Below are 25,857 nucleotides of genomic sequence, written 5' to 3'. Positions count from 1 at the left end.
CTCAGGCCACGCCCTCGCTGACCGCGTTCAGCCGCGCATAGACCCCGCCCGCCGCCTTCAGCTCGCCATGCCGCCCTTCCTCGACGACCCGGCCGTTCTGGAAGACCAGGATGCGGTCGGCGCCGCGGACGGTCGACAGGCGGTGGGCGATGACGATCGTCGTGCGGCCGTGCATCAGGGCCTCGGCGGCTTCCTGCACCTGGCCCTCGGTCTCGACGTCCAGCGAGGAGGTCGCCTCGTCCATGACCAGGATCGGGGCGTCGGTCAGGAAGGCGCGGGCGATGGCCACCCGCTGGCGCTCGCCGCCCGACAGCTTGACCCCGCGCTCGCCCACCAGGGTGTCGTAGCCCTGGGGCAGTCGCAGGATGAACTCGTGGGCGCGGGCCTTCCTGGCCGCCGAGACGATCTCCTCGTCGCTGGCGTCGGGGCGGCCATAGGCGATGTTCTCGCGCAGGGAGCGGTGGAACAGGGCCGGGTCCTGCGGCACCACGGCGATGGCGCGGCGCAGGCTGCCTTGCGTCACCCGCGCGACGTCCTGGCCGTCGATCAGGATCCGCCCGCCCTGCAGGTCGTGCAGACGCTGGACCAGCTTGACGAAGGTCGACTTGCCCGAGCCCGTCGGCCCGACCAGGGCGACGCGCTCGCCCGGCGCGATCCGCAGCGAGAAGTGGTCGTACAGCGGCGCGCCGGCCGATTTGTAGCGGAAGGTCACGTCCTCGAAGACGATGGCGCCGGGGCCCCGAACGAAGTCCGGCGCGCCCGGCGCGTCGGCGATCTGCGGCGCCAGGCCCTCCCAGGCGGCCAGGTCCTCGGTGTCGTCCAGGCCCTTCTGCAACATGCGGATGTTCTCGCCCATGTTGCGCAGGTAGCCGCTCATCAGCATGAAGGCGGTGATGGCGAAGGCCACGTCGCCGGGCGTGGCCGAGCCGCGGCTCCAGGCGTGGATCATCGCCGCGGTCAGCCCGCCCTGCAGCAGCACCAGCAGCAGGTTCTGGCCCAGCCAGACGTCGGTGAACTTGTTCCAGGTGACCATCACCGCCTCGCGCCAGGCGGCGGTGATCTGGGCCACGCGGGCGCTCTCGCGAGCCTCGGCGCCGAAGCTCTTGACGGTCGGGTTGGAGGTCACCGCGTCGGCCAGGCTGCCGCCGATCTTCGAATCCAGGGCGTTGGACCTCAGATTGGCCGGGCGCACATAGCGGGCGGTGACCACCAGGTTGACCGTGATGTAGGCGGCCACCACGACCAGGGCGACGATCCCGGCCAGGGGCTGGCGCGCCAGCAGCATCACCGACAGCCCGACCAGCACGATCAGGCTGGGGGCCAGCCAGATGGTCACCGCGTCGGTGACGCTGTCATAGCCCCACATGGCGCGGGTCAGCTTGCGCACCGTTGCGCCGGCGAAGCTGTCGGCGTGCCAGTCGGACGAGAAGGCCTGGACGCGGGCGTAACCCTCGTTGGTCATCTCCTCCATGTTGCGGGCGGCCAGCGGGATCCAGAACCGCATGGCCAGGTTGCGGATCAGCGAGAAGCCCAGATAGACGCCGACGAAGGCCGCCCAGGCGACCCAGGCCGCGTCGATGGCCGACGGGCCCTTGGTCACGGTGTCGATCAGCCGGCCCGAGGCCCAGGGCAAGGCCAGGTCGAAGCCGATCGCCGCCAGGGTCAGGCCGACGCCCGCGAAGAACAGGCCCTTCCGGCGCAGCCAGAAGCGCGCGATGAAGCCCAGCACGCGGGCGTTGCTCAGGGCGCGGCGGCGTCCGCCGGCTTCGTCCTCGTCGATCTCGTCGGTCATGATGCGGGACAGATAGGCGCTCCACACGCCCGGCGCGAGCGGCGGTTCAAGCCTGTCGAGAAGTGTTGCTTCGGCGCCGCGCGCCGCCGAACGGCCGCCAGCGCAGGTACCAGCGGATGGCCGGTCCGACGACCGGGGTGCGCAGCAGCGGCCGCACGGCGTGGGGCCGGGTCTTGAGGAAGCACATCACCGCCCCGATCCAGAACACCGTGGTCGGCAGGCCGGGGGTGACGATGCCGACCGCCCCGATCGCCACCAGGGCGGCGCCCAGCCCGTCCAACGCCCAGTGGACCGGACGGGACAGGCGCTTGCGCGGCGGGCGAGGGGCGTTGGTCATGCGGGCGGACTGTGGGGGATGGCGCGTGAAACGAAAAGCCGTCAAAGGCGCTGTCTCGCCAGACGAGCGGACTTGCCCCCACCTGACCGCTTCGCGGTCTGTCCGCCCCCAGAGGGGGCGGAGCGCTCTTCTCCCTCCTGGGGGAAGACGATCGCGAAGCGATCCGTAGGGGGCAAGTGTGGTTGACGCCGTAGCTTCGTCCCTAGGCGAACCGCAGGTGGCTCAGGGTGTCGCCGCGCAAGCGGGCGCGGATGCGGGCGCCGAACTTGGCGCTCAAGGTCAGGCGGGCCGCCATCGGGGCGTCGCCCGCCCGCGCGAAGGCCCGGGCCGCGGCGGTCCACAGGGCGGTGGTCACAGGATGCGGCGCCACGACGCCGGCGGCCAGGCCCAGGGCCAGCAGGGTCCAGGCTTCCAGGCGATCGATCAGCAGGGCGACGGGCGGACGGGTCATGGCGGAAACCTTTCGAAGCGGAGGGAGGAGGGCCGCCGCCCCGGGGGAAAAGACGGCGGCCCTCCTCGGGCTGCGAACCGGCTGCAGGGGACGCCGTTCCGCCGACCCCACCTTTGCCGGTTGGCGACCGATCAATCCAATTGATCGTTTTTCGCGGCGAGATCGGAAAGCTCTATGCTCGTCCGTTCGGCGCGGTTGCGCGACGCGGCGGGGGAGGGCTAAGCCTTGGCCATGAGTTCGCCCGACACCGCCATCCTGCCCGACGCCGCCGCCGGCAACTGGGTCGACCGCCATGCGCCGCCGGCCCTGCGGCCGTGGCTGAAGCTGGGCCGGTTCGACCGGCCGGCGGGGATCTGGCTGCTGATGCTGCCCGGCTGGCAAGGCGTCGCCCTGGCCGCGGCCAGCCAGGGACGCTGGCCCAATCCGTGGCTCCTGGTCGCCTTCTTCGTTGGGGCGGCCCTGATGCGGGCGGCGGGCTGCGCCTTCAACGACATCGTCGACCGCGACTTCGACGCCCAGGTCAGCCGCACGGCCCTGCGCCCGATCCCGGCCGGCCTGATCAGCGTCAGGCAGGCCTGGGCCTTCCTGGTCGGCTGCTGCCTGGTCAGCTTCGGCATCCTGGTCTGCCTGGGCTGGCTGGCCATCGGCCTGGGTGTCGCGTCGCTGGGCCTGGTCGCGGCCTATCCGTTCATGAAGCGCATCACCTGGTGGCCCCAGGCCTGGCTGGGCCTGACCTTCAACTGGGGCGCGCTGCTGGGCTATGCGGCGGCCACCCACCGGCTGGACTGGGCGGCGGTGCTGCTCTACGCCTCGGGCCTGTTCTGGACCCTGGGCTACGACACAATCTACGCCATCCAGGACATCGAGGACGACGCGCTGGCCGGGGTGAAGTCCTCGACCCGCCGGCTGGGCCGGCAGGTGCAGAAGGGGGTTCTGGCCTTTTACGTCGTCTGTTTCGTGCTGGTGATCGCCGCCGCCTGGGTCGGCGGCCTGGGACCGCTGTTCCTGCCCCCGGCGGCCCTGGTCGCCGTCCACCTGTCGCGCCAGGCGGCCCGGGTGCGGCTCGACGATCCGGCCGGAGCCCTGGCCCTGTTCAAGTCCAACGCCCAGGTCGGCTTCGTGCTGTTCCTGGCCCTGGCGGCCGGGATGTGGAAGCCGCCGGGGCTCTGAGGGTTCCGGGCCTCAGAACGGCCCGTTGCGATAGATCCGCTCCAGGCCGCGCTCCAGTTCGTCCAGCCGCCGGTCGTAGAGGCGGGTCAGGCAGGCCCGGTCGGCCCCGCAGCTTCGGCGGCCGCGCAGCCACTGCTGCTGGGCGTCCATCAGCGCGCCCCGGCCGCCCATGCCAGGGTGCGCTTGTTGACCTCGTAGAGCACCGACATCCGCACGTCCTTGTCGTTCAGCGGCCGGAAGGCGCAGATGGCCTTCTCGTCCGGAGTCCGGGCCCGGCCGCAGTCGAAGCTGGCCGCGTGGCCGGCGGCCGGGACGACGAGGGCCAGGGCGAGGCCGATGGGAAACAGGCGCATGGAGGGGTCCTTCGAAGCCGCGTGACGTCGGGTCATCCTGTAAGCCGGACGCTGAACGTGGCATGATCGTTCCATGGCCGTCGCGTCCCGCATCAAGCCGCAGGAGCTGTTCACGCCGCAGGAATGGGCGCCGCTGTCGGCGCGCTCGTCGTGGCGGGGCCTGCTGATGGTCGCCCACGCCTGGGCGGTGATCGTCGCGGCCGGGGCGGTTTTCGTGCTCTGGCCCAATCCGCTGACCTACCTCATGGCGGTGATGCTGATCGGGGCCCGCCAGCTGGGCCTGGCCATCCTGATGCACGAGGCCGCGCACGGCGGGCTGCACCCCAACCTGAAGGTCAACGACGGGGTCGGCGAATGGCTGTGCGCCGCGCCGGTCGGCGCGTCCCTGGCCCGGTACCGGCCCTACCACCTGACCCACCACAAGTACGCCCAGCAGGCCGAGGATCCGGATCTGGTGCTGTCGGCGCCGTTCCCGACCACCCGCGCCTCGCTGCGCCGCAAGATCGTCCGCGACCTGACCGGCCAGACGTTCGTCAAGCAGCGGCTCGGCCCGCTGCTGGGCCAGCTGAAGGGGGCGAAGGACCAGGGGCAGCCGAAGGGCGCGATCTTCAGCGGCGAGGTCGCCCGGCAGCGGCCGTTCCTGCTGTGGAACCTGGGCGTCCTGCTGGCCCTCTCGGCGATCGGCCTGTGGTGGGCCTGGCTGGCGCTGTGGATCGTGCCCATGGCCACCTGGTTCCCGCTGGTCACCCGCCTGCGCAACATCGCCGAGCACGCCCTGGTGGCCAAGGACGAGCCCGACCCGTTCCGCCACGCCCGCACCACCCAGGCCAACTGGATCGAGCGCGCGCTGATCGCGCCCTACCACGTCAACTTCCACGCCGAGCATCACCTGTTCATGCACATGCCGTGCTGGAACCTGCCCAAGGCCCACCGGCTGCTGGCGGCCAAGGGACGGACGGCGGGCATGCTGACCGCGCCGGGCTACCTGTCGGTGCTGAAGGCGGCGTCCAGCCGGGCGCCGGCCTAGGGCCTCGCGTCCGGGGCCGGCGGATGCTCTAAGGCCGCATGATCGAAGCCTCCCTCGCCGGCCGTCGCGCCTTCATCCTGGAGAACACGCGGCTCCAGGCCCCGCCGCACACGCCGGAGCTGCGGCTGCGCCTGGCCGACGAGATCACCCCGATCTGGAAGCTGACCGAAGAGGCCCTGGCCGAGATCGGCCTGCCGCCGCCGTTCTGGGCCTTCGCCTGGGCTGGCGGCCAGGCGCTGGCCCGCTACGTGCTGGATCATCCCGAGGTGGTGGCCGGCAAGCGGGTCATCGACTTCGCGTCCGGCTCGGGCCTGGTGGCGATCGCGGCGATGAAGGCCGGCGCGGCCAGCGTGCTGGCGGCCGACATCGACGTGTTTTGCGAGGCGGCGATCGGCCTGAACGCCGAGGCCAACGGGGTGGAGGTCGCCTTCACCGAGGCCAACCTGCTGGACGCCGCTCCCCCTTCCAGCGCCGAAGTGCTGCTGGCTGGCGACATCTGCTACGAGCGGCCGATGGCCGAGGCGGTCATGGCTTGGCTGGTCCAGGGACGGGCTGCGGGAGCCAATGTGCTGATCGGCGATCCCGGCCGCACCTACTTCCCCAAGGACGGCCTGGTGAAGCTGGCAGAATACCAGGTGCCGACCACCCGCGAGCTCGAGGACATGGCGGTCAAGCGCACCAGCGTCTGGACTCTGCCGTGACGTCGCTCTAGAACATAATGAGAACAATTGGAGGGAAGGGACCATGCGCGAAGACGGCAAGATCGACTATATCGAATGGCCCGCCGGCGACCTGCCGGCCACCAAGGCCTTCTACGCCGCCGCCTTCGGCTGGGCCTTCACCGACTACGGTCCCGACTATGCGGCCTTCGAAGGCCAGGGCGCGGACGGCGGGTTCTGCACGCCGCAGGAAGGCTCGACTGACCGGCCGCTGGTGGTGCTGTACGCCCACGACATCGAGGCCATGCTGGCCAGGGTGACGACGGCCGGCGGCGTGGTCGCCAAGCCGATCTTCAGCTTCCCCGGCGGGCGCAGGTTCCATTTCACCGACCCGTCCGGCAACGAGCTGGCGGTGTGGAGCGAGGGCTAGACGCAGCCGGGGACACGCCCCTGCGGCGTGTCCCAAGGCTCAAGCGCCGAGCCCGCCGATGAGAACACGCCGCAAGGGCCTGTCCCCCGGGCGTGGTTCCTCAAAAAACCGTCACGAAACCGCGATAGATCCGTCACCGGACGATCTACGGGACGAGCGACGGTGGACCAGGCCAGAATCTGCGGCGACTGCGGGATGTGCTGCAAGCTGATGGGCGTGGCCGTCCTCGACAAGCCGGCCCACGCCTGGTGCGGCCACTATCGCAAGGGCGCCGGCTGCGGGATCTATGCCGACCGGCCGGCAGCCTGCGCCGACTATGCCTGCTGCTGGCTGAACGCGCCCAATCTGGACGACCGCTGGCGGCCGGACCGGGCGCGCTTCGTCCTGCATCGCGAGCACGAGGGCCGCACCTTGGTCGTCGAGGTCGACCCGGCCGCGCCCGACGCCTGGCGCAAAGCCCCGTTCCACGAAACCTTCAAGGCCTGGGCGGCGCGCGGCGCAGGCCAGGGCCTGACCCTCAACGCCCTGGTCGGACGGCGCGGCTACACGATCCTGCCCGACCGCGACATCGACCAGGGGCTGGTGCGCGAGATCCCAGCATGAGCGAAGCAGCCAATTCCCCCACCGTTTCCAAGTCGTGCGGCGACTGCGGCATGTGTTGCAAGGTCCTGCACATCGGAGAGCTGGCCAAGCCGGCCGGCCAGTGGTGCGGGGTGTTCCGCAAGGGCTCGGGCTGCGGCGACTACGAGGGCCGGCCCCAGGCCTGCCGGGGCTTTCACTGCCTGTGGCTGACCTCCGAGAAGCTGGACGCCGCCTGGCGGCCCGACAAGGCCGGCTTCCTGATGTACCCCGACCGCGACGGCAAGCGGCTGAACGTGGTCGTCGATCCCGGCAAGCCGGCCGCCTGGCGACGCGAGCCCTACTATTCGCGGCTGAAGGCCATGTCGCAGCGGGCCCATGACGGCTACGAACTGCTGATCTGCATCGGCGACCGGCGGGTGGTGATGTTCCCGACCGAGGACGTCGACCTGGGCGTGCTGAACCCCGACCACAAGCTGGTCAGCGGCTATGTCGACAAGGACGGCGGCAAGATCCCGTTCGCCATGGTGCTAAGCGACGCGTGACGGACCCTTAAGCGGGCAGCTCGTCGTCGAACGCCGCCTCGTCCAGGGCCAGCTCGCTCGCGCCCAACTCACCGGAAAGCGCCAGCTTGACCGGCGTCCAGCCCATCCGATGGATCGGCGACGGGCCCAGCCTGCGCAGGCCCTCGACATGGACGGCGGCGTGATAGCCCTTGTGGCCGGCGAAGCCGTAGCCCGGATAGACCGCGTCCATCTCGACCATGATCCGGTCGCGGGCCTCCTTGGCCAGAATCGAGGCGGCGGCGATCGAGCAGGACAGGCTGTCGCCCTTGACCACCGTCTTGATCGGGCAGGGCAGCTTGAACGCGTAGTTGCCGTCGACCAGGGCCATGGCCGGCTGGACGGAGAGGCCCTCGATCGCCCGGCGCATCGCCAGGCCGGCGGCGTGCAGGATGTTGAGCTGCTCGATCTCCTCGACGCTGGCCAGGCCTACGCACCAGGCCACCGCCACCGACTTGATCTCGGTCTCCAGGGCGGCGCGCGCCTTGGCGGTCAGCTTCTTGGAGTCGTCGAGGCCCCGGGGGATGCGGGTCGGGTCCAGGATCACCGCCGCGGCGCTGACCGGTCCGGCCCACGGCCCGCGCCCGGCCTCGTCCACGCCGCAGACGTGGCCGGGACCGCAGGCGGCTTCCAGCATCATGTCGGGGCCCGTGGGGGACTTGGTCGGGGGCTTGGCGGAGGACTTGGTCACGACCCCGCTCATAATCCGTTTCGGCCGGAGGGGGAAAGGCCCTGAGCCCGCACCAATCGCGCGAAACGGCCGTCGGCCAAGCGCAGGCGGGTCCAGCTCATGCGGCCGGGGCGGATCGGCACCTCATTGGAGTCGTTGGCGCCGGTCTCGACCGTCAGGCTCGGGGCCACGGGTTCGTACCAGCCGGCCGCCTCCAGCCCGGCCTCGGCCGCCTGGATCGCCGGGCTGGCGTAGCGCCACAGCGACACGTCGATAAGCTCCCGCGCCGGCAGGCCCCATTCGGCGGCTCGCGACGACGAGGCGGCCAGCAGGCGGTGGGAGAGGTCGCAGACCAGATGAGCGGCCTGGGTCGAGCTTTCCACCAGGTCGAGCAGGGCGCGGTCGGCGTCGGACTCCGGCCGGGCGACCAGAAGGTCGGCCAACCGGGCGGCTTCGCGCGGCGAGGGCTCCAGGGCGCCGCTCTCCCAGCGCGAGATCGTGGTCTGGGAGACGCCCAGCAATTCGGCGGCGTGGGCCTGTTTGACCCGCCGCGCCGCGCGCCAGACTCGCAGCGACCGTCCCAGGGCATGGGGCGGCGCGGGGGCGGCGAGGGACGACGAGGCGGCCATGGCGGCAGAATAACTTATGCGTTCGCCGCGCCAACCGGAGATGCGATCAGGCGGCGCGTTCGTACGGAGGCTGACCATGCGCGTGTTGTTGACCGGCTCCTCGGGCTGGCTGGGACGGACCCTGGGGCCGGCCCTTCGCGCCGCCGGTCACCGGGTGACCGGACTGGACGTCGTCGCTTCGCCCGAGACCACGATTGTCGGGTCCGTCGCCGACCGCGCCCTGGTGCGCCAGGTGATCGGCGACCACGCGGTCGAGGCGGTGATCCATTCCGCGGCTCTTCACAAGCCGGACATCGAACGTTTCGACCGCCAGGCCTTCATGGACGTCAATGTCACCGGCACGCTGAACCTGCTGGAGGCGGGCATCGCCCATGGTGTGGGGCGGTTCGTCTTCACCTCGACCACCTCGCTGATGATTTCCGAGACGATCCGGGCCGGGGCGGCGGGCGGGGCCAGGCGGGCCGAGTGGCTGACCGAGGACAGTCCCGTCCAGCCGCGCAACATCTACGGGATCACCAAGCTGGCGGCCGAGCAGCTGTGCCGGCTGGTGCACCGCGAGCACGGCCTGCCGGTGGTGGTCCTGCGCACCAGCCGGTTCTTTCCCGAAGCCGACGACATGGCCCACGCCATCGCCCAGGCCGACGACAACACCAAGGCCAACGAGCTGCTGTTCCGCCGTCTGACCGTGGAGGACGCCGCGCGGGCCCATGTCCTGGCCCTGGACCGCGCCCCGGACCTGGGCTTCGACCTGTTCATCGTCTCGGCCCCGCCGCCGTTCTCGCCGGACGACGCCGAGGTCCTGATCGCCGACGCCCCCGCCGTGGTCGCCCGCTATTTCCCGCGCTACGCCGAGCTCTACGCCCGTCGCGGCTGGACGATGTTCGACAGCATCGACCGCGTCTACGACCCGTCCCGGGCGACGGCGCGGCTGGGGTTCACCTGCCGGACCACGTTCGCCGACGTGCTGGCGGCCCTGGAAGCGGAGACCGGTCCTAGATTTTAGATTACGTTCGTAATAAAATTGCTTGACCGCGCCCCGTCGTTCTCAGCAATCTATTTACATGTGTAAAATAGAGGGCGGGATGCGGAACGATCAACCGAGCTACCGGCGCGACATCGACGGGCTGCGCGCCCTGGCCGTGGCGGCCATCGTGGTCCACCACGCCTTCCCGGCCGTGCTGCCCGGCGGCTTCGTCGGGGTCGACGTCTTCTTCGTGATCTCCGGCTTCCTGATCACCCGGATCCTGGTCGAGGCGCGGGACGAAGGACGGTTCTCGTGGGGCGCGTTCTATCTGCGCCGGGCGCGGCGGATCGTGCCGGCCTATGTGCTGGTGACGCTGGTCACGGTCGCCCTGGCGGCCTGGATCGAGATGCCGCGCCTGCTGGTCCAGACCGGCGCGGCGGCCGCCGCCTCGGGCCTGTTCCTGGCCAATGTGCTGGCCGCCCAGAGCCCCGGCTACTTCGCGCCGTCGGTCCAGCAGAACCCGCTGCTGCACCTGTGGTCGCTGGGCGTGGAGGAGCAGTTCTACCTGGTCTGGCCTGCGCTGATCGGACTGCTGTCGCTGGGCTGGCTGCGACGGGCGCGGACGGCGCTGGCTCTGGGCCTGCTGGCGGCGTCGCTGGCCTTGGCCCAGATCCTGGTGGCCGGGGGCGGCGGCGTCGCGGCCTTCTTCCACCTGCCCGCCCGGGCGTGGGAGTTCCTGGCCGGCGGGGTGCTGGCCCTGGGCCTGGCGCCTCCGGCCGCCGACCGCCGGGTCGCCAATCTGGCGGCGGCCAGCGGCCTGCTGGCCATTGGCTGGAGCCTGATCGCCCTGACCGAGGCCAGTCCGTTCCCTGGCGTCTCGGCGGTTCCGGCCTGCCTGGGCGCGGCGCTGCTGGTCTGGAGCGGCCAGGACGCGGCGCCCGGCGCGACGACGATCCTGCGCGCCGCGCCGGTCGTGGCCGTCGGCCGGGTGTCGTACGCGCTCTATCTCTGGCACTGGCCGCTGCTGGTGCTGGCGGCCGATGTCGCCCAGCAGCCGCTGACGATCGTCCAGCGCCTGGGCCTGATGGTCCTGTCCCTGGGGCTGGCGGCCCTGACCTGGCGGTTCGTCGAGCAGCCGCTGCGGCGCGGACCGGCCGACCGTCCGTGGCGGCGCCTGGGCGGCCTCCTGCTCCTGCTGCTCGCGCCCGTGGCGGCCGGCGCGACGCTGTTCCTGAGCCACGGCCTGCCCCAGCGCCTGTCGCCGGACGCCCGGGCCCTGGCGAGGCTGGAGGAGACCGACGTCAATCCGGCCCGCAAGGCCTGTTTCGAGCAGGCCGACAGGGCGACGCCGCAACAGTGCCGGTTCGGGGCTCCACCCGGCAGCCAGGGGGATCAGGTGCTGGTCTGGGGCGACTCCCACGCCGACGCCGTCACCCCGGGCGTGGTCGCCTGGGCGCGGTCCAGGAATTGGAGCGTGGGCGAGGTGGCCCGGGGCGGATGCCCGCCGCTGGTCGGCGTGCGGGTGCGGGCCTTCGGCCGCCTGGACCGGGGCTGCGAAGCCTGGGCGGCCAGGACCCTGGAGCGGATCGCCACCGACCGCCAGCTGACCCTGGTGGTGCTGGCCGCGCGCTGGCCCCTCTATCGCGACGCCCCGCCGTTCTACGACGTCAATTCGCCGCGCGTGGCGGTCGACACCGCCGGCCAGCCCGGCGTCAGGCCGGCGTTGTCCGCCGCGCTGACGGCGACGCTGGACGCTATCGCTCGTCGCCGGCCCGACCTTCGGGTGGTGGTGATCGGTCCCGTGCCCGAGCTCACCCTGGCCCCGCCCGAGTGTCTGGCCCAGCAGCGCCAGCTGGGCGGCCGGGCCGAGGTGTGCGCCTGGGTCGAGGCCGGACCGCCCCTGGCCCGCGCGACACCGGCGGAGGCGGAGATCCGCGCCGCCGTCGAGGACCGCCCCGGGGTGGCCGTGGTCTTTCCGACTGAGACGCTGTGCCGTCACGACGGCTGCGTGGCCGTGATCGCCGGTCGTCCGATCTATTTCGACGACGACCACCTCAGCGCCTCTGGCGCGCGACGCCTCGTCCCGTCCTGGATGGACGACGGTTGGCGGCGGCTGGCCGCGCCGCTCGGCGAACCGCCGGCTACAGCGCGGCGTTGACGACGGGCGGCGCGCGGCCGCGCAGGTCACGGGCCTGAAGATAGTCGAGCAGGGTCGCGGGCCGGTTGGTCTGGATGACGCTGACGCCATCGTCGATCAGCCGCGCCCAGGTGCGCCGCCCGTCGGCCGCCGCGCCGCCGGCCCAGGCTCGCGTCCAGAACCCCTTCAGGCCCTTGGCGGCCAGGGCGTTGCTCCACAGCCGCACCCGCGCCAGCCGGGCGGCGGCCCGCACGGCCTTGAATTGCGAGCGCCGCAGGTCGCAAAGTTCGATCGCCGGAATGCGGTTCTCGGCCAGGATCTGGCGAGCGGTGATTCCCGCCGGATCACCGGCCGGACGACCACTGACGGCGCCGACCATCGGCATGAAGGCCAGGCCGCTGTAGGCGGGCAGGTCGGCCATCGGCGCGGCGTCGGCCTCGGCCCGGGCCTTGACCAGAACCTGGCCGGCGGCTCCGCTGGCCAGCACCACCTGCGCCACCTGTTCGGCGATCGGCTCCTTGACGTCCAGATTGACCAGGATGCGGCCCTGGGCTCGCGCCAGATATTCCCCAAGCGTCGGCGGGGCTTCGGCCAGGCCGCCGTTCGCGGCGTTGAGGCGCAGCGCCTTGAACTGTCGCAAGCTCATCTCGGAAACCCGACCCCGGCCGTTGGTGGTGCGGTCGACGGTGGCGTCGTGCATGATCACCAACGCGCCGTCGGCGGTGCGGCGAACGTCGATCTCGACCATGTCGACGCCCAGGGCCACGCAGCGATCCAGCGCCGCCAGGGAGTTTTCCGGCAGGGCGGTCGTCAGGCCGCGCGAGGGCGCCGGCGCGTGGCAGGCCCGGTGAGCCACCACCAGCACGCCGTCGGCCCAGTCATAGAGCCGGCCGCGCAGATCCGCTCCCGGCCGGTCCGCCGAGGGCTCGGCCAGGGCCGGGCCGGCGCCGGCGACGAGCACGGCCGCGATCGCGGCGAGGCGTCGGAAGAGGAAGTGAGCAGGGCGCATGGTCAAGCTCTCCACTGCCCCTGTTTGACAGAGTCGCGCAACAGTAGAGCGTCAGAAGCTCGACAAGGCTGTGACGAGCGCTTGCGGAAAGCCGGCCTTTGCCTCTGCCCTGTGCTCTATCGCGCGAGCTTGCGGCATTCCTCGTGGCGGAAACAGGTCGTCAGGTGGTCGTTGACCAGGCCCGTCGCCTGCATGAAGGCGTAGACGATCACCGGGCCGCAATATTTGAAGCCCTTGGCCTTGAGCATCCTGGCCATGTCGACGGCCAGCGGCGTCTGGGCCGGGACGTCGCCGCCGACCCAGTGGTTCTGCACCGGCTTGCCGCCGACCATGTCCCATAGCAGCGTGGAGAAATCCTGACCCCGCTCGCGCATGTCGCAATAGATCCGGGCCCCCGAAATGGCCGCGTCGATCTTGCCGTTCGAGCGGATGATGCCGGCGTCGGCCATCAGCCGGGCGCGATCGGCGTCGCCGAACCGGGCCACCTTGTCGGGATCGAAGTTGGCGAAGGCGGCGCGGAAGGCTTCGCGCTTGCGCAGGATGGTGATCCACGACAGCCCGGCCTGGAAGCCGTCCAACACCAGCTTCTCCCACAGGGCGCGAGAGTCGTACTCCGGTACGCCCCATTCGGTGTCGTGATAGGCCTCGTAGAACGGGTCGCCGTTCATGCCGCGCCAGGTGCAGCGTTGGATCTCGGTCATGGGGCGGAGCTTGGTCGAGGTTGCGGAGAAATTCCAGAACTTTTCGAGAACAAATGACTCGCGAACGCAGCGCCGCTGCATCTAAATTCGACCTCATCCTGAGCTTGTCGAAGGACGAGGACCACGCAAGGCGGTTGGTTTGGTTACTTCGACGCCGCCAGCCAATCCGGCCAATCCACGGCGACCGCCCGCCCGTCCGCCGTCAGCTCGGCGCCCTCGATGCGGTCCAGCCGAAGCAGGGCCATGGCCCGGCCGTCGCGACCCGACAGCACCTCGCCGGCCCGAAGCTCGCCGGCCAGCACCTCGGTCCCGAAGGCCGGGGCGGGGCCGTCGAAGATGACCGGCAGCATGCGGTTCTTGATCGTCCCGCGGCGTTTCATGCGGCTGGTCGTCTCCTGGCCGACGAAGCAGCCCTTCTTGAAGTCGATCCCGTTCAGCAGGTCGAAATTGGCCTCGATCGGATAGGTCCTGTCGGTTCCCCAGTCGGCGGGGCCCGGGACGCCTAGGGCCAGGCGATGGGCGTCGTAGTCGTCTTCGGTGGCGTTCGCCGTCGGGTCGTCGCCATAGAAGCGCCAGCCCAAGGCCGGCAGGCGCGGATCGGCGGGATAGCCGTCGATAGCGTCCGGATCGAAGCCGAACAGGGCGTAGACCTTCAGGTCGTCGTCGGTCTTCAGCTCGACCTTGGCGCGGAGCTTGTACATCGTCAGGCGGGTCAGGATGGCGTCGCGGTGCTCGGCCGCTACATCCAGCAGTACGGTCTCGCCGGATGCTCCGACGAAAAGGTCATAGAGCAACCGCCCCTGCGGGGTCAGCAGGCCCGCGAAGCGCAGTTCGCCCTGCGCGACGGTCTGGGTCAGAAGGTTGTTGAGGAAGTCCACGACGTCGGGACCGGTCGCCGTGATGACGGCGCGGCTGGGAAGCAGGGCGATGTTGGGCTTGCTCATGCCTCCCATGTGGCAAGACTGACGCGCGCGCGCCAGTGCTCGGCGAATAGAAAGCTGAGCCGTTATCGAGGGATGCGCCGACTCGCCGGACGCCCTATACAAGGACGGATGACACAGCGGGCCTTCCCGATTCTCTTCATCACCGCCACGCGGATCGGCGACGCCGTGCTGTCGTCCGGCCTGATCAAGTTCCTGGCCGACCAGATCCCCAACGCCCGCTTCACCATCGTCTCGGGCCCCCTGGCCGCGCCGCTGTTCGCCCATGTGCCTGGCCTGGACCGGGTGATCGTCATGGAGAAGGGCAACGGCAAGGGCCACTGGTTCAAGCTGTGGAACCAGGTGCGCCACAGGAAGTGGGGTCTGGTCGTCGACCTGCGCGGCTCGGGCACGGCCTATTTCCTGCGCCGCGAGAAGCGCGCCGTCTGGAAACGCAACACCGGCGAACCGATCCACAAGGTGGTCGAGGCCGCCAGGGTGCTGAAGCTGGAAGGCGATCCGCCGGCCCCGCACCTCTACATCACCCCCGACGTCCAGGCCCTGGCCGACCAGCTGCTGGAGCCCCGTCCGGGGGAGGCGGCGGGCCCGATCCTGGCCGTCGGCCCGGCGTCCAACTGGGTGGGCAAGATCTGGCCGATCGAGCGCTTCGCCCAGACCGCCCAGCAACTGCTGGGACCCGGCGGCGCGCTGGCGGGCGGGCGGCTGCTGATCCTGGGCGGTCCCGGCGACGGCCGGATGGTCGAGGAGCTGCGCATGGCCTCGGCCCGCGGCCGCTATGTCGACCTGACGGGCAAGGTGGATCTGCTGACCGCCTATGCGGCCTTGAAGCGGGCGGACCTGTTCATCGGCAACGACAGCGGCCTGATGCACATCGCCGCCGCGGCGGGCGTCCCAACCATCGGCCTGTTCGGCCCGTCGGACGAGCGCCGTTACGGCCCGTGGGGCCCGCTGACGAGGGCCGTGCGCGGCCCGCGCTCGTTCGAGCAGTTCCTGGCCGTCGACCCGGACCTGTCGCAGGCCATCCGCCACATGAGCGACCTGCCGGTGGCCACCGTGGTCAAGGCGGCCAAGGCGCTGCTGGCCGAGGTCAAGGCGAACAGGGAGGTCGCCGCGGCCGCGGCGGACGCCGAGGAACCCACGGTCGAGGACGCGGCGGTGACGCCGGCGCTGCAGGCGGTGGTCGAGGACGTGGTCGAGCCGGCCTCTGCGCACGACGAACCGGTCCTTGAGGACGCCGCCCCCACGTCCGCTCATCCCGACGAAAGCCGGGACCCAAGCTGAGCCTGGGGATCGATCGCGGCCGATCGATCGTCCAAACTCTATCCTGACGTCCCGCTTGGGTCCCGGCTTTCGCCGGGATGAGCGGTGTTTGGCCGCCCTAGAGCAAATCGCGCGATATAGGAATCGCACGACCTGCTCTAGATTTTGTTTTCGCATCGCTTTTGCGGAAAACTGGCGTCCACTTTTCCGCGCGATGCTCTAAATCCGCCCCAGCCCGTCCATGATCGCCGTCAGGGCCAGCACGGTCTGGACCTCCATCGCGCTGTGTCCTGCGTTGGTCCGCACATAGGTCGCCGGCGTCGCGCCGACCGAGTCCAGGGCCGCCACCAGCCGGGAGGCCTGGGTCAGGGGGCAGACCTGGTCGAAACGGCCGTGGACGATGTGGATCGGCAGGCGCGCGATCTTGTCGACCTTGCGGGCGATGTAGTCCGGCTCCAGGAACAGGTCGCGCGCGAAGAAGTGGGCCTCGATCTGGGCGAAGCACAGGGCGAAGTCGGCCTCGCCGAACTTTCCCGGGTCGCCGGTCTCGGGGATCATGTTCGAGATCGCGCCCTCCCAGACCGACCAGGCCAGGGCCGCCCGCAGCTGGGCCTGGCGGCCGGCGTCGTCATCGGGCCTGGCGTCGAAGATCGCCTTGTAGGCGCCCATCATGTCGCCGCGCCGCTCGGGCGGAATGACCTCGACGAAGGCTTTCCACTCGTCGGGATAGGCGACATAGGCGCCCGGTTCGCTGAGGGCGTAGGGCGTCTGGTCGAAGACGGCGGCGTTGCCCTGGTACATGTAGAGCAGGTCCTCGCGCGTCCCCAGGAAGACGCCGCGCAGGATCAGCGAGGCCACGTGCTCGGGGTGGCGGATGGCGTAGACCAGGGCCAGGGTGCTGCCCCAGCTGCCGCCGAAGACGTGCATCGGCCCGGCGATCCCCAGCGCGTCGCGCAGGCGGTTGATGTCGGCCACCAGATGGTCGGTGTCGTTTTTCAGCAGGGCGACCTCGGGACCGTGCGAGGCCACCGTCGGCGTGCTCTTGCCGCAGCCACGCTGGTCGAACAGGATCACCCGGTAGCGCGCGGGATCGAAGAACCGCGACATGACCGGCGCGCAGGCCCCGCCCGGCCCGCCATGCAGGAACATCACCGGCTCGCCCGCGGGATCGCCGTACTCCTCCCAATAGAGGGTGTGGTCGGGCGCGGTGTCGACCGGCAGCATGCCGGTGCGGTTGGGCGCGGCTTGCGGATATTTCCACTCGCTCGTGACCTTGCTGCCGGTCTGGAGTCTGGAAAAGTCCATGGGGGCCTCGTCGCGCTGGGAAGACGACGGGGAGGTGCGCCCGTCGCGCGCGGCGGTCAATCTCGGAAGCGGCCATTTTAAATCTTGCGGCCTTGGGGATGGGCTCCTAGACCGCCTCGAACCCCCGCAGGAGCCACGCCCATGACCCAGACCTTCGACCTGATCGTGCGCGGCGGCGAGGTGGTCAACCACGCGGGACGCGGCTTTACCGACATCGGCGTGCGCGGCGGCAAGATCGTCGCGATCGGCGACCTTGGACAGGCCTCGGCCGGCGAGGTCTTCGATGCGGCCGGGCTGACCGTCTTGCCGGGCGTGATCGACAGCCAGGTCCACTTCCGCGAGCCGGGGCTGGAGTGGAAGGAAGACCTGGAGAGCGGGTCGCGCGGCGCGGCCCTGGGCGGGGTGGTCGCGGTGTTCGAGATGCCCAACACCGAGCCGACCACCACCGACCCGGACGCCCTGGCCGACAAGCTGGCCCGCGCCAAGGGCCGCATGCACACCGACCATGCCTTCTATGTCGGCGGCACCCACGAGAACGCCACCTTCCTGGGCGAGCTGGAGCGCCTGCCCGGCTGCTGCGGCATCAAGGTGTTCATGGGCGCCTCGACCGGCACCCTGCTGGTCCAGGACGACGAGGGGGTCGAGAACGTGCTGCGGCATGTGAACCGCCGCGCCGCCTTCCACTCCGAGGACGAATACCGCCTGGCCGAGCGTCGCAGCCTGGCCCGGCCCGGCGACTGGACCAGCCACCCGGAGGTCCGCGACGCCCAGGCCGCCCTGCAGTCGACGCAGCGCCTGGTCCGCATCGCCAAGAGCCTGGGCAAGCGCATCCACGTGCTGCACGTCACCACCCACCAGGAGATCGACTTCCTGGCCCAGAACAAGGACGTGGCCAGTGTCGAGGTCACGCCCCAGCACCTGACCCTGGTGGCGCCCGAGGCCTATGAGCGGCTGAAGGGCTTCGCCCAGATGAACCCGCCGATCCGCTCGGCCGAGCACGTGGCGGGGGTCTGGCGCGGCATCGAGACCGGCATCGCCGACGTGCTGGGCAGCGACCACGCGCCCCACACCCGCGAGGAAAAGGCCAGGCCCTATCCGGCTTCGCCGTCGGGAATGCCCGGCGTCCAGACCCTGGTTCCGGTCATGCTGACCCACGTGGTCGACGGCCGCCTGTCCCTGGAGCGCTTCGTCGACCTGACCAGCCATGGCGTCAACCGGATCTTCGGCCTGGCCGACAAGGGCCGCATCGCCGAGGGGTTCGACGCCGACTTCACCATCGTCGATATGAAGGCCCGGCGCATCATCACCCACGACTGGATGGCCACCCGCTCGGGCTGGACTCCGTTCGACGGCTTCGAGGCGAAAGCCTGGCCGGTGGCGACCATCGTGCGCGGGACCGTGGTCATGCGCGACGACGAGATCGTGGCGGAAGGAACGGGCGCGCCGGTGCGGTTCCTGGAGACGCTGGCGGGGTAGCAGGTTCCACTTGCCCCCACCTGACCGCTTCGCGGTCTGTCCGCCCCCATAGGGGGCGGAGCCTTCGCGCTTGGCTCTTCCCCCTCTGGGGGAAGAGGGTCGCGAAGCGACCCGTAGGGGGCAAGGGTTCGCCGCCCTCGACTTTCTTCGCCATCCCCTGTCGAAATCTCCCACCCCCGCGCGTCTTCCAGCGAGGGCGCGCGCCGTGCGCCGATGGAGGGATCGATGAAGTACCTGCTGATGATCTATTCCAGCGAAGCCGAGTGGGCGCGGCCCGAGACCGATCCGATCAAGCCGGATGTCATCGCCGCGCACGAGGCGCTGCAGGCCGAGCTGCGGGCCAGCGGCATGGCCTGGCTGGGCGCGCGGCTGGTCGACACCCCGCATGCCCGCACCATCGCCCAGACCGCCGACGGGCGCCTGGTCCATGACGGCCCGTTCGCCGAGACCAAGGAGCAGCTGGCCGGCTTCTACCTGGTCGAGGCGCCGGACATGGCCGCCGCCGAGGCCTGGGCGCGCAAGATCCCGCAGATCCCGGGCGGCAAGGTCGAGGTCCGGGCGGTCGCGCACGAGGTCGCCTGAGGCCGGCCGACCGGGGGGCGCCGAAAAACTTGCGGGCGAATGTCGAGTCCGGCCAGGCTGGCCCGTCTCTGATCCGAGACCGGGCGGCGCCCTTGCCGACCGGCCATCGAGGAGGACCGATCCATGCAATACGCCTTGCTGATCTATGAGGACGAGACCGCCTATCGCGACGAGAACGGCCGCGCCTGGCGGGAGATCATCGCCCAGCACCAGGCCTTCGCGGCCGAGCTGGTCGAGAAGGGCCTGCTCCGGGGCGGGGCGGGCCTGAAGACCACGAACACCGCCACGACCGTGCGCAGGGCCGCCGGCCAGTGCGGCCTGCACGATGGACCGTTCGCCGAGAGCAAGGAGCAGCTGGGCGGCTTTTACCTGATCGAGGCGGCCGACCTGGACGAAGCTCTGGCCTGGGCTCGGAGGCTGCCGCTGGCGGGGGACGGCTCGGTCGAGGTCCGGCCGGTGATCGACGGGACCACCTGACCGCCATGGCCAGGAGCCTTCTCGACCAAGCCGCGCGGACCCACGGCGGGCGGGTGATCGCCGCCCTGGCCGCCAGGTTCCGCGACCTGGATCTGGCCGAGGAGGCCTTCGCCGAGGCCTGCCTGGCGGCGGCCCAGGCTTGGAGCCAGACGAGCGCAGGCGGGGGCGCCGCGCCGCGCGACCCGGCCGCCTGGCTCTACAGCGTCGCTCAGCGGCGGGCGCTGGACATGCTGCGGCGGCGCGGCGTGCGGACCCGGCTGGTTCCCGATCCACCCGCGCCGCCGCCCAGCGCGGAGGAGGCCATGATCGACGACGCCCGCCTGATCCCGGATGAGCGGCTGCGGCTGATCTTCGTCTGCTGTCACCCGGCCGTGGCCCCCGACGCCCGCGCGGCCCTGACCCTGCGCCTGGTCTGCGGCCTGACCACCCAGGAGATCGCCCGCGCCTTCCTGGTGGCCGAGCCGACCCTGGCCCAGCGGCTGGTGCGGGCCAAGCGCAAGATCGCCGAGGCCGGCGTCGCCTTCGAGGTTCCCGGTCCTGAGGCTTGGCCCGAGCGGATCGGGGCGGTGCTCTCGACCCTGGAGATCGCCTACGCCAAGGCGCACGAGGATGCCGCCGGGGCCGGCCAGCACGCCGGATACGCCAAGGAGATGCTGGACCTGACCGCCGTGCTGGCCGAGCTCCTACCCGACGAGCCGGAGTGCCTGGCCTTCGCCGCCCTGGTCCGCTACGCCGAGGCGCGCCGCCCGGCGCGGCTGGACGACGGCGGGACGATGACGCCGCTGTCCGAACAGGACCCGACCCTCTGGCGGCGACCGCTGATCCGGGAGGCCGAGCGGCTGCTGCACGCCGCCGCCCGCTGTCGCCGGCCGGGACCGCGGCAGCTGCAGGCGGCCATCCACGCGGCCTGGTGCGACCGCGCCAGCCTGGACGAGCCGGCGCCCTGGTCCACCGTGCTGGCCCTCTACGACGCCTTGCTGACCTGGCGCGATGACGCGGTGGTGCGGCTGAACCGCGCCGTGGCGGTGGCCGAGGTGGCGGGGCCAGCCCAGGCCCTGGCCGAGGTGGATTGGCTGGACTCCGTCGCCTTCCGCGACTTCGGCCCGTTCCACGCCGTGCGGGCCGACCTGCTGGCGCGGCTGGGCCGGCGCGGCGAGGCGTTGTCGGCTTACGACCGGGCCCTGGCCTTGGACCCGGCGCCAGCGGAGAGATCGTGGCTGGAGCGGCGGCGGGCGCAGGCGGCGACCTCGCCCGAGAGCGGATCAAGAGGTGGGATTGCCACCTGAAGAACTCCAGTTAACACTCCTGGCATGGATGGGACGTCAGAGACCCACGCGCCGTTTCGCGACGCCCGCTACGCGCCCCGGGCGCTGGAGGTCGAGCGGCGCGGCGACGTCCTGATCCTGCGCAATCCCACGCCCTATTCCAGCACCGTCCAGACCGTGACCGCGCCGCTGGTCCGCTGGGCGTCGCAAACCCCGCACCGTATCTGGCTGGCCGAAAGGCCAGGCGACGGCGCGGACGGGTGGCGAACAATGACCTACGCCGAAGCCGCCGGCCAGGTCGCTCGCCTGGCCGGTGGTCTTTCGAAGCTGGGCCTGTCGCGCGGGAAGCCCCTGCTGATTCTGGCCCGCAACGGCATAGACAACGCGTTGATCGGCTACGCCGCCATGAGCCTGGGCGCGCCGATCGCCCCGGTCTCGCCGCAGTACGGCCTGGGCGGCGCGGACCTCTCCCGCCTGGCCTTCGCGGTCGAGCGGCTGAAGCCGGCGGCGGTCTATGTCGATGACGCCGAGGCCTTCGGCGACGCCCTGGCCGCGCCGTTCCTGGCCGGCCTGCCGGTGATCGCCAGCCGCAGCGCCCGCGGCGGCGACTTGGGGTTCGAGTCCCTCCAGGACTCGCCGCCCCAGCCGCCTGTCTGCCGCCCCGACGACGTCGCCAAGCTGCTGCTGACCTCGGGCTCGACGGGCCGGCCCAAGGCGGTGATCTGCACGCACGCCAACATCGCCCTGAACGCCGCCCAGATCGCCGCGTGCTACGAGGATCCCGACCCGCCGGTGCTGGTCAATTCCGCGCCGTGGAGCCACAGCCTGGGCGCCAACGCCATCCTGCACATGGTGCTGCACCGGGGCGGGAGTCTTTACATTGATGCTGGCCAGCCGCTGGCCGGCCGGTTCGACGAGACGGTGCGCAACCTGCGCGAGGTGGCGACGACCTATCACAACATGGTCCCGGCCGGCTGGGGGCTGCTGGTCGGCGAACTGGAGCGCGATCCGGTCCTGGCGGCCAGGTTCTTCGAGAAGGTGCGGGTGCTGCAGTATGGCGGTGCGGCGATGGCCCAGTCGGTCCTCGACCGCGTCCAGGCCGTGGCCCTGCGCACCATCGGCTGCCGGGTGACCTTCGCGGCCGGCTATGGGGCCACCGAGACCGGCCCCACGGCCTGCAACATCCACTGGCTGAACGCCCGCTCGGGCATGATCGGCCTCCCCACGCCGGGTACGGCTGTCAAGCTGGTCCCGGCTCCCGACGGCCAAGGCGGCGTTTTGGCCGACAAGTTCGAGATCCGGGTGAAGGGGCCGCAGGTCTCGCCCGGCTATCTGGACATGCCCGAGGCGTCGGCGGCGGCGTTCGACGAGGACGGCTTCTACCGGCTGGGCGACGCGGCCCGGCTGGCCGACCGGCTGGACCCGTCGGCCGGCCTGGTGTTCGACGGTCGGCTGGTCGAGAATTTCAAGCTGGCCAACGGCACGTTCGTGGCGGCCGGCGCCCTGCGGGTGGCCGCGGTCTCGGCGATCGCCGGGGCGGTGTCGGACGCGGTGGTCTGCGGCGAGGGACGCGAGGGCGTGGGGCTGATGCTGTTCCTGGACCCCAAGGCGGCCTCGCGGATCGGCGATCCCGAGGCGGTGAGGGCGGCGATCCGGGCCGGGCTGGAACGGCTGAACGGCCTGGCCAAGGGCGGCGGCAAGGTGGTCCGCGCCCTGATCCTGGACGGCGCGCCCGACGCGGCCTGCGGCGAGTTGACCGACAAGGGCTACATCAACCAGGCCCTGGCCCGGGAGCGGCGGCCGGCGGAGCTGGCGCGGCTGTTCGCCGAGGCGCCGGACGACGGGGTGATGGTGTTCATCTGAACGCTATTTGTTCGGGATTCCCCAATCTCCGCTCATCCCGGCGAAAGCCGGGACCCAAGCCGAGCTTGGAGGTCTTCACGGGCGATCGATCGACCGGGCCTGGTCTGCGCCTCAGCTTGGGTCCCGGCTTTCGCCGGGATGAGCGGACTTGTAAGGTCTGAATGGTACGGAGAAGGCCATGAACGGCGCCGACGCCCTGATCACCACCCTGGCCGACAACGGCGTCACCGCCTGCTTCGCCAATCCCGGCACCAGCGAGATGCAGTTTGTCGCGGCGCTCGACCGCGAGCCGCGCATGCGCAGCGTGCTGTGTCTGTTCGAGGGGGTGGCGACGGGCGCCGCCGACGGCTATGGGCGGATGACCGGGACGCCGGCCTGCACCTTGCTGCACCTGGGTCCCGGCTACGCCAACGGCGCGGCAAACCTGCACAACGCCCGCCGGGCCTTCACCCCGGTCGTCAACGTCATCGGCGACCACGCCGTCGACCATCGCAACTACGACGCGCCGCTGAACTCCGACATCGCCGCCCTGGCCGCGCCCAATTCACTGTGGGTCAGGTCGGCCGACAGCGCCGACGCGGTCGGGCCGCTGACCGCCGAGGCCGTGGCCGCCAGCCTGGACGCGCCGGGCGGCAATGCGTGCTTGATCCTGCCGGCCGACAGCGCCTGGAACGCGACCGCCGTGGCGGGGCCGGTGGTAGAGCGTCTCCGCTTTCGCGCTCCAGATGGGGCCGCCGTCGCGACAGTGGCCAAGGCCCTGAAGGCCGCGGCCAAACCTGTCCTGCTGCTGGGAGGCGGCGCGTGCGGCGAGGCGGCCATCGCCGCCGCCGGCAGGATCGCGGCCAGCGGCGTGCGCGTGCTGACCGACACCTTCACCGCCCGCCAGGCGCGCGGCGAGGGCCGCTTCCGGCCCGACAAGCTGCCCTATTTCGGCGAGCAGGCCCTGAAGGACCTGGAGGGCGTCGATCTGATGGCGCTGGTCGCCACGACCGTTCCCGTAGCGTTCTTCGCCTATCCCGACCGGCCCAGCGTGCTGGTCCCCGACGGCTGCGCGACCCTGGCGCTCTGCGATCGGGGAACCGACGCGGCGGCGGCGCTGGGCGCCCTGGCGGACGCCCTGGAGGCGCCGACGGCGGGGGCGGTCGAGCCCTATGCGCCGCCGCCGGCTCCGGCCGGCAGGCTGGACGCCTGGGCCATGGGCGCGGCGATCGCCCGCCACATGCCCGCCGGCGCGATCGTCTCCGACGACGCGGTGACCGCCGGCTTGCCGATCTTTACCCAGACCCGCAACGCTCGGGCCCACGACTGGCTGTCCCTGACCGGCGGGGCGATCGGCCAGGGGATCCCGGTCGCCATCGGCGCGGCCGTCGCCTGCCCGGACCGCAAGGTGCTGAGCCTGAACGGCGACGGCGCAGCGATGTACACGGTGCAGGGTCTGTGGACGATCGCCCGCGAGCGGCTGGACGTGACCGTGGTGGTGTTCGCCAACCACGCCTACCGCATCCTGGGCATCGAGATGGGCCGCACCGGCGGCGGCGAACCGGGGCCGGCGGCCTCGCGCCTGCTGGATCTCTCCGATCCGCGGATCGACTGGGTCTCGGTGGCGAGCGGGTTGGGCGTGCCCGCCGAGCGGGTCGAGACGGCCGAGACGTTCGACGCGGCCATGGCCCGGGCCATGGGCGAAGGAGGGCCGCACCTTATCGAAGCGGCCATGCGGTAGCGGGGGACAGGTACATGTACCTGTCCCCATTCTCGTCGGACGCTCTACCCCGGCAACCTCAGCACCGCCCTCAAGCCCCCCATCGGCGACCTCTGCAGCGTCAGCTCCCCGCCCAGGCCCCGGGCCATGTCGCGGGCTATGGCCAGGCCCAGCCCGACGCCCTTCTCGTTCTGGTTCCGCGACTCGTCCAGGCGGTTGAACGGGCGGAAGGCTTCCTCGTGGCGGTCCTCCGGGATGCCGGGGCCGTCGTCGTCGACGAAGATCCACACCCCGCCCGCCGGGGCGGCGGTGGACGAGACCCGCACGGTCTCGCCATGGGCGGCGGCGTTGTCGATCAGGTTGGCCAGGGCCCGCTTGAAGGCGTTGGGCCGCAGAATGGCCGTCAGGTCGTCGCCGATCGACAGCTCGACCTTGGCCCCCGACCGGGCCGCGCCCTCGCACACGCTCTCGATCAGCGGCCGCAGCAGGACCTGGCGGGCTTCCTCGCCGCCTTCGCCGCGGGCGAAGGCCAGGTACTCGTCGATCATGTGCTCCATTTCCGACAGGTCCCGGGCCATGGCCTCCAGCTGCGGACTGGGCTCGGCCAGGGCGATCTCCAGCTTCAGCCGGGTGAGGGGCGTGCGCAGATCATGGCTGACGCTGGCCAGCAGGGCGGTGCGCTGCTCGATATGGCGCTGGATGCGGGCCTTCATGGCCAGGAACGCCTGGGCCGCCTGGCGCACCTCGCGCGCGCCGTGCGGCTTGAAGGCGGCCTGGTCGATGCCGCGCCCAAAGGCGTCGGCGGCGTCGGCCAGCCGCTCGATGGCCCGGACCTGGTTGCGGATGAACAGGATGGCCACGGCGGTCAGCAGCAGGGTGGCTCCGACGATCCACAGGATGAAGATGTGGCCCTGGGTGGCGAAGGCCCGGTCGCGCGGGGCGATGATCCGCAGGACGCCCTGCGGCACCTTGACCCGGATGTCGACATGGGCGGGATAGTGGTCGCCGCTGGCGTCGAACCAGAACGGCGCGTCCAGGCGGTCGGACAGGGCGCGGTTCAGCGAGCGGTCCACCACCCGGAACAGCGAGTTGCGCTTGCCGGCCGGCAGATTCTTGCCCTTCTGCAGCGCGATCGACAGGTCCATCGAGTCCTGGGCGCGCTCGGCCAGCTTGTCGAGGGCGGCGGGCGAGGGATCGTCCTTGTAGCTCTCGACCGCCCAGGCCACGTCGCCGGCCAGGCCCTCCGACAGGCGGCTGGTGACGGTGTCCCAATGGGCGTCGAAGAACGCCCAGGTGACGGCGATCTGCATCACCGCCACCGGCAGGACGATGATCAGCAAGCTACGGCCGAACAGCGAGCTCGGCAGCCAGCGCTTGATCGGACGGGGGATGTGCAGCCGGGCGCGGAGGCGCATCATGGCCGGAGGGGCCCCCTCCGGCCCTTCGGACCACCTCCCCCAAGGGGGGAGGAGCTACGCCGCGCGGATGCTCCCCCTTCGGGGGAGCTGTCGGCGAAGC

The 25,857-nt window shown here is 71.2% G+C and carries 27 protein-coding genes; 15 read left to right on the top strand and 12 right to left on the bottom strand.

Going from position 1 to position 25,857, the window contains the following annotated elements; all coding sequences use genetic code 11:
- Position 1 precedes the first annotated feature (1 nt).
- The 3 genes from EV278_RS14085 to EV278_RS14075 all read right to left on the bottom strand — a co-directional run bounded on the left by EV278_RS14085 (position 2) and on the right by EV278_RS14075 (position 2,580).
- Positions 2-1,792: an ABC transporter ATP-binding protein gene (locus EV278_RS14085; protein ID WP_132092442.1), complete on the bottom strand. Its 1,791-nt coding sequence runs from the start codon at positions 1,790-1,792 to the stop codon at positions 2-4.
- A gap of 46 nt (positions 1,793-1,838) precedes the next feature.
- Positions 1,839-2,129 carry a DUF454 family protein gene (locus EV278_RS14080; RefSeq protein WP_132092439.1) on the bottom strand — a complete coding sequence of 97 codons (291 nt, stop codon included), beginning with the start codon at positions 2,127-2,129 and terminating at the stop codon, positions 1,839-1,841.
- A gap of 202 nt (positions 2,130-2,331) precedes the next feature.
- The gene (locus EV278_RS14075) at positions 2,332-2,580 is read right to left on the bottom strand and encodes a hypothetical protein (protein ID WP_132092436.1); all 249 of its coding nucleotides are present in this window, start codon (positions 2,578-2,580) and stop codon (positions 2,332-2,334) included.
- Between the two features lie 231 nt (positions 2,581-2,811).
- On the opposite strand from EV278_RS14075, the gene ubiA reads away from it, so the two are divergent.
- Positions 2,812-3,750: a 4-hydroxybenzoate octaprenyltransferase gene (ubiA, locus tag EV278_RS14070; protein WP_132092433.1), complete on the top strand. Its 939-nt coding sequence runs from the start codon at positions 2,812-2,814 to the stop codon at positions 3,748-3,750.
- A 12-nt stretch (positions 3,751-3,762) separates the two neighbouring features.
- On the opposite strand, the gene EV278_RS24440 is transcribed toward ubiA, so the two are convergent.
- Positions 3,763-3,900 (bottom strand): hypothetical protein, encoded by a 138-nt coding sequence (locus tag EV278_RS24440; RefSeq protein WP_243692201.1) that lies wholly within the window; start codon positions 3,898-3,900, stop codon positions 3,763-3,765.
- Positions 3,900-4,103 carry a hypothetical protein gene (locus tag EV278_RS24435; RefSeq protein ID WP_243692200.1) on the bottom strand — a complete coding sequence of 68 codons (204 nt, stop codon included), beginning with the start codon at positions 4,101-4,103 and terminating at the stop codon, positions 3,900-3,902. The genes EV278_RS24440 and EV278_RS24435 overlap by 1 nt, the downstream gene beginning before the upstream one ends.
- A gap of 73 nt (positions 4,104-4,176) precedes the next feature.
- Between EV278_RS24435 and EV278_RS14060 the strand changes: the two genes are divergently transcribed.
- The 5 genes from EV278_RS14060 to EV278_RS14040 all read left to right on the top strand — a co-directional run bounded on the left by EV278_RS14060 (position 4,177) and on the right by EV278_RS14040 (position 7,343).
- Positions 4,177-5,130 (top strand): fatty acid desaturase family protein, encoded by a 954-nt coding sequence (locus tag EV278_RS14060; protein ID WP_132092430.1) that lies wholly within the window; start codon positions 4,177-4,179, stop codon positions 5,128-5,130.
- Between the two features lie 38 nt (positions 5,131-5,168).
- A complete protein-coding gene (locus EV278_RS14055; RefSeq protein WP_132092427.1) occupies positions 5,169-5,831 on the top strand; it encodes a methyltransferase in 663 nt (220 codons plus the stop codon).
- A gap of 43 nt (positions 5,832-5,874) precedes the next feature.
- On the top strand, positions 5,875-6,219 hold the full coding sequence (locus EV278_RS14050) for a VOC family protein (RefSeq protein ID WP_132092424.1): 345 nt from the start codon (positions 5,875-5,877) through the stop codon (positions 6,217-6,219).
- Between the two features lie 162 nt (positions 6,220-6,381).
- Entirely contained in the window at positions 6,382-6,822 is a 441-nt protein-coding gene (locus EV278_RS14045) for a YkgJ family cysteine cluster protein (RefSeq protein ID WP_243692199.1), read from the top strand.
- On the top strand, positions 6,819-7,343 hold the full coding sequence (locus EV278_RS14040) for a YkgJ family cysteine cluster protein (RefSeq protein ID WP_132092421.1): 525 nt from the start codon (positions 6,819-6,821) through the stop codon (positions 7,341-7,343). Before EV278_RS14045 ends, EV278_RS14040 begins: the two co-directional genes overlap by 4 nt.
- A gap of 7 nt (positions 7,344-7,350) precedes the next feature.
- Here the strand turns inward: EV278_RS14040 and EV278_RS14035 are convergent, their stop codons facing one another.
- On the bottom strand, positions 7,351-8,001 hold the full coding sequence (locus tag EV278_RS14035) for a ribonuclease HII (protein ID WP_132092763.1): 651 nt from the start codon (positions 7,999-8,001) through the stop codon (positions 7,351-7,353).
- A 59-nt stretch (positions 8,002-8,060) separates the two neighbouring features.
- Positions 8,061-8,660 carry a helix-turn-helix transcriptional regulator gene (locus tag EV278_RS14030; protein ID WP_132092419.1) on the bottom strand — a complete coding sequence of 200 codons (600 nt, stop codon included), beginning with the start codon at positions 8,658-8,660 and terminating at the stop codon, positions 8,061-8,063.
- Positions 8,661-8,736: 76 nt separating this feature from the next.
- Here EV278_RS14030 and EV278_RS14025 point away from each other — a divergent pair, with 76 nt between their 5' ends.
- Together EV278_RS14025 and EV278_RS14020 are read left to right on the top strand one after the other, a co-directional pair.
- Entirely contained in the window at positions 8,737-9,663 is a 927-nt protein-coding gene (locus EV278_RS14025) for an NAD(P)-dependent oxidoreductase (RefSeq protein WP_132092416.1), read from the top strand.
- Positions 9,664-9,742: 79 nt separating this feature from the next.
- Positions 9,743-11,782, top strand: a complete 2,040-nt coding sequence (locus EV278_RS14020) for an acyltransferase family protein (protein ID WP_165916648.1) — start codon at positions 9,743-9,745, stop codon at positions 11,780-11,782.
- Here EV278_RS14020 and EV278_RS14015 read toward each other — a convergent pair.
- The 3 genes from EV278_RS14015 to EV278_RS14005 form a co-directional block, all read right to left on the bottom strand.
- Entirely contained in the window at positions 11,766-12,770 is a 1,005-nt protein-coding gene (locus tag EV278_RS14015) for a glycerophosphodiester phosphodiesterase family protein (protein WP_132092410.1), read from the bottom strand. The genes EV278_RS14020 and EV278_RS14015 overlap by 17 nt on opposite strands.
- A 116-nt stretch (positions 12,771-12,886) precedes the next feature.
- Positions 12,887-13,471: a DNA-3-methyladenine glycosylase I gene (locus EV278_RS14010; protein WP_132092408.1), complete on the bottom strand. Its 585-nt coding sequence runs from the start codon at positions 13,469-13,471 to the stop codon at positions 12,887-12,889.
- A 143-nt stretch (positions 13,472-13,614) separates the two neighbouring features.
- Positions 13,615-14,415: a folate-binding protein YgfZ gene (locus tag EV278_RS14005; RefSeq protein WP_132092405.1), complete on the bottom strand. Its 801-nt coding sequence runs from the start codon at positions 14,413-14,415 to the stop codon at positions 13,615-13,617.
- A gap of 108 nt (positions 14,416-14,523) precedes the next feature.
- On the opposite strand from EV278_RS14005, the gene EV278_RS14000 reads away from it, so the two are divergent.
- A complete protein-coding gene (locus tag EV278_RS14000; protein WP_132092402.1) occupies positions 14,524-15,693 on the top strand; it encodes a glycosyltransferase family 9 protein in 1,170 nt (389 codons plus the stop codon).
- A 198-nt stretch (positions 15,694-15,891) separates the two neighbouring features.
- Here the strand turns inward: EV278_RS14000 and pip are convergent, their stop codons facing one another.
- Positions 15,892-16,977, bottom strand: a complete 1,086-nt coding sequence (pip, locus tag EV278_RS13995; RefSeq protein WP_132092399.1) for a prolyl aminopeptidase — start codon at positions 16,975-16,977, stop codon at positions 15,892-15,894.
- Positions 16,978-17,118: 141 nt separating this feature from the next.
- On the opposite strand from pip, the gene EV278_RS13990 reads away from it, so the two are divergent.
- The 6 genes from EV278_RS13990 (at position 17,119) to EV278_RS13965 (ending at position 24,360) form a co-directional block, all read left to right on the top strand.
- Positions 17,119-18,453, top strand: coding sequence for a dihydroorotase (locus EV278_RS13990; protein WP_132092396.1), 1,335 nt, complete (start codon positions 17,119-17,121; stop codon positions 18,451-18,453).
- 225 nt (positions 18,454-18,678) lie between these two features.
- The gene (locus EV278_RS13985; RefSeq protein ID WP_165916647.1) at positions 18,679-19,035 is read left to right on the top strand and encodes a YciI family protein; all 357 of its coding nucleotides are present in this window, start codon (positions 18,679-18,681) and stop codon (positions 19,033-19,035) included.
- Positions 19,036-19,158: 123 nt separating this feature from the next.
- A complete protein-coding gene (locus EV278_RS13980) occupies positions 19,159-19,512 on the top strand; it encodes a YciI family protein (RefSeq protein WP_132092390.1) in 354 nt (117 codons plus the stop codon).
- A gap of 5 nt (positions 19,513-19,517) precedes the next feature.
- Entirely contained in the window at positions 19,518-20,798 is a 1,281-nt protein-coding gene (locus tag EV278_RS13975) for a DUF6596 domain-containing protein (RefSeq protein WP_132092387.1), read from the top strand.
- A gap of 24 nt (positions 20,799-20,822) precedes the next feature.
- A complete protein-coding gene (locus EV278_RS13970) occupies positions 20,823-22,640 on the top strand; it encodes a feruloyl-CoA synthase (RefSeq protein WP_132092384.1) in 1,818 nt (605 codons plus the stop codon).
- A 178-nt stretch (positions 22,641-22,818) separates the two neighbouring features.
- The gene (locus tag EV278_RS13965; protein ID WP_132092381.1) at positions 22,819-24,360 is read left to right on the top strand and encodes an acetolactate synthase large subunit; all 1,542 of its coding nucleotides are present in this window, start codon (positions 22,819-22,821) and stop codon (positions 24,358-24,360) included.
- Between the two features lie 44 nt (positions 24,361-24,404).
- On the opposite strand, the gene EV278_RS13960 is transcribed toward EV278_RS13965, so the two are convergent.
- A complete protein-coding gene (locus EV278_RS13960; protein ID WP_132092378.1) occupies positions 24,405-25,757 on the bottom strand; it encodes an ATP-binding protein in 1,353 nt (450 codons plus the stop codon).
- Positions 25,758-25,857 lie beyond the last annotated feature (100 nt).

Source organism: Caulobacter sp. BK020, assembly GCF_004342605.1.
GTDB lineage: Bacteria > Pseudomonadota > Alphaproteobacteria > Caulobacterales > Caulobacteraceae > Caulobacter.
Note: the sequence above shows the minus strand (reverse complement) of the source record. Positions and strands in the feature narration are given on the sequence as shown.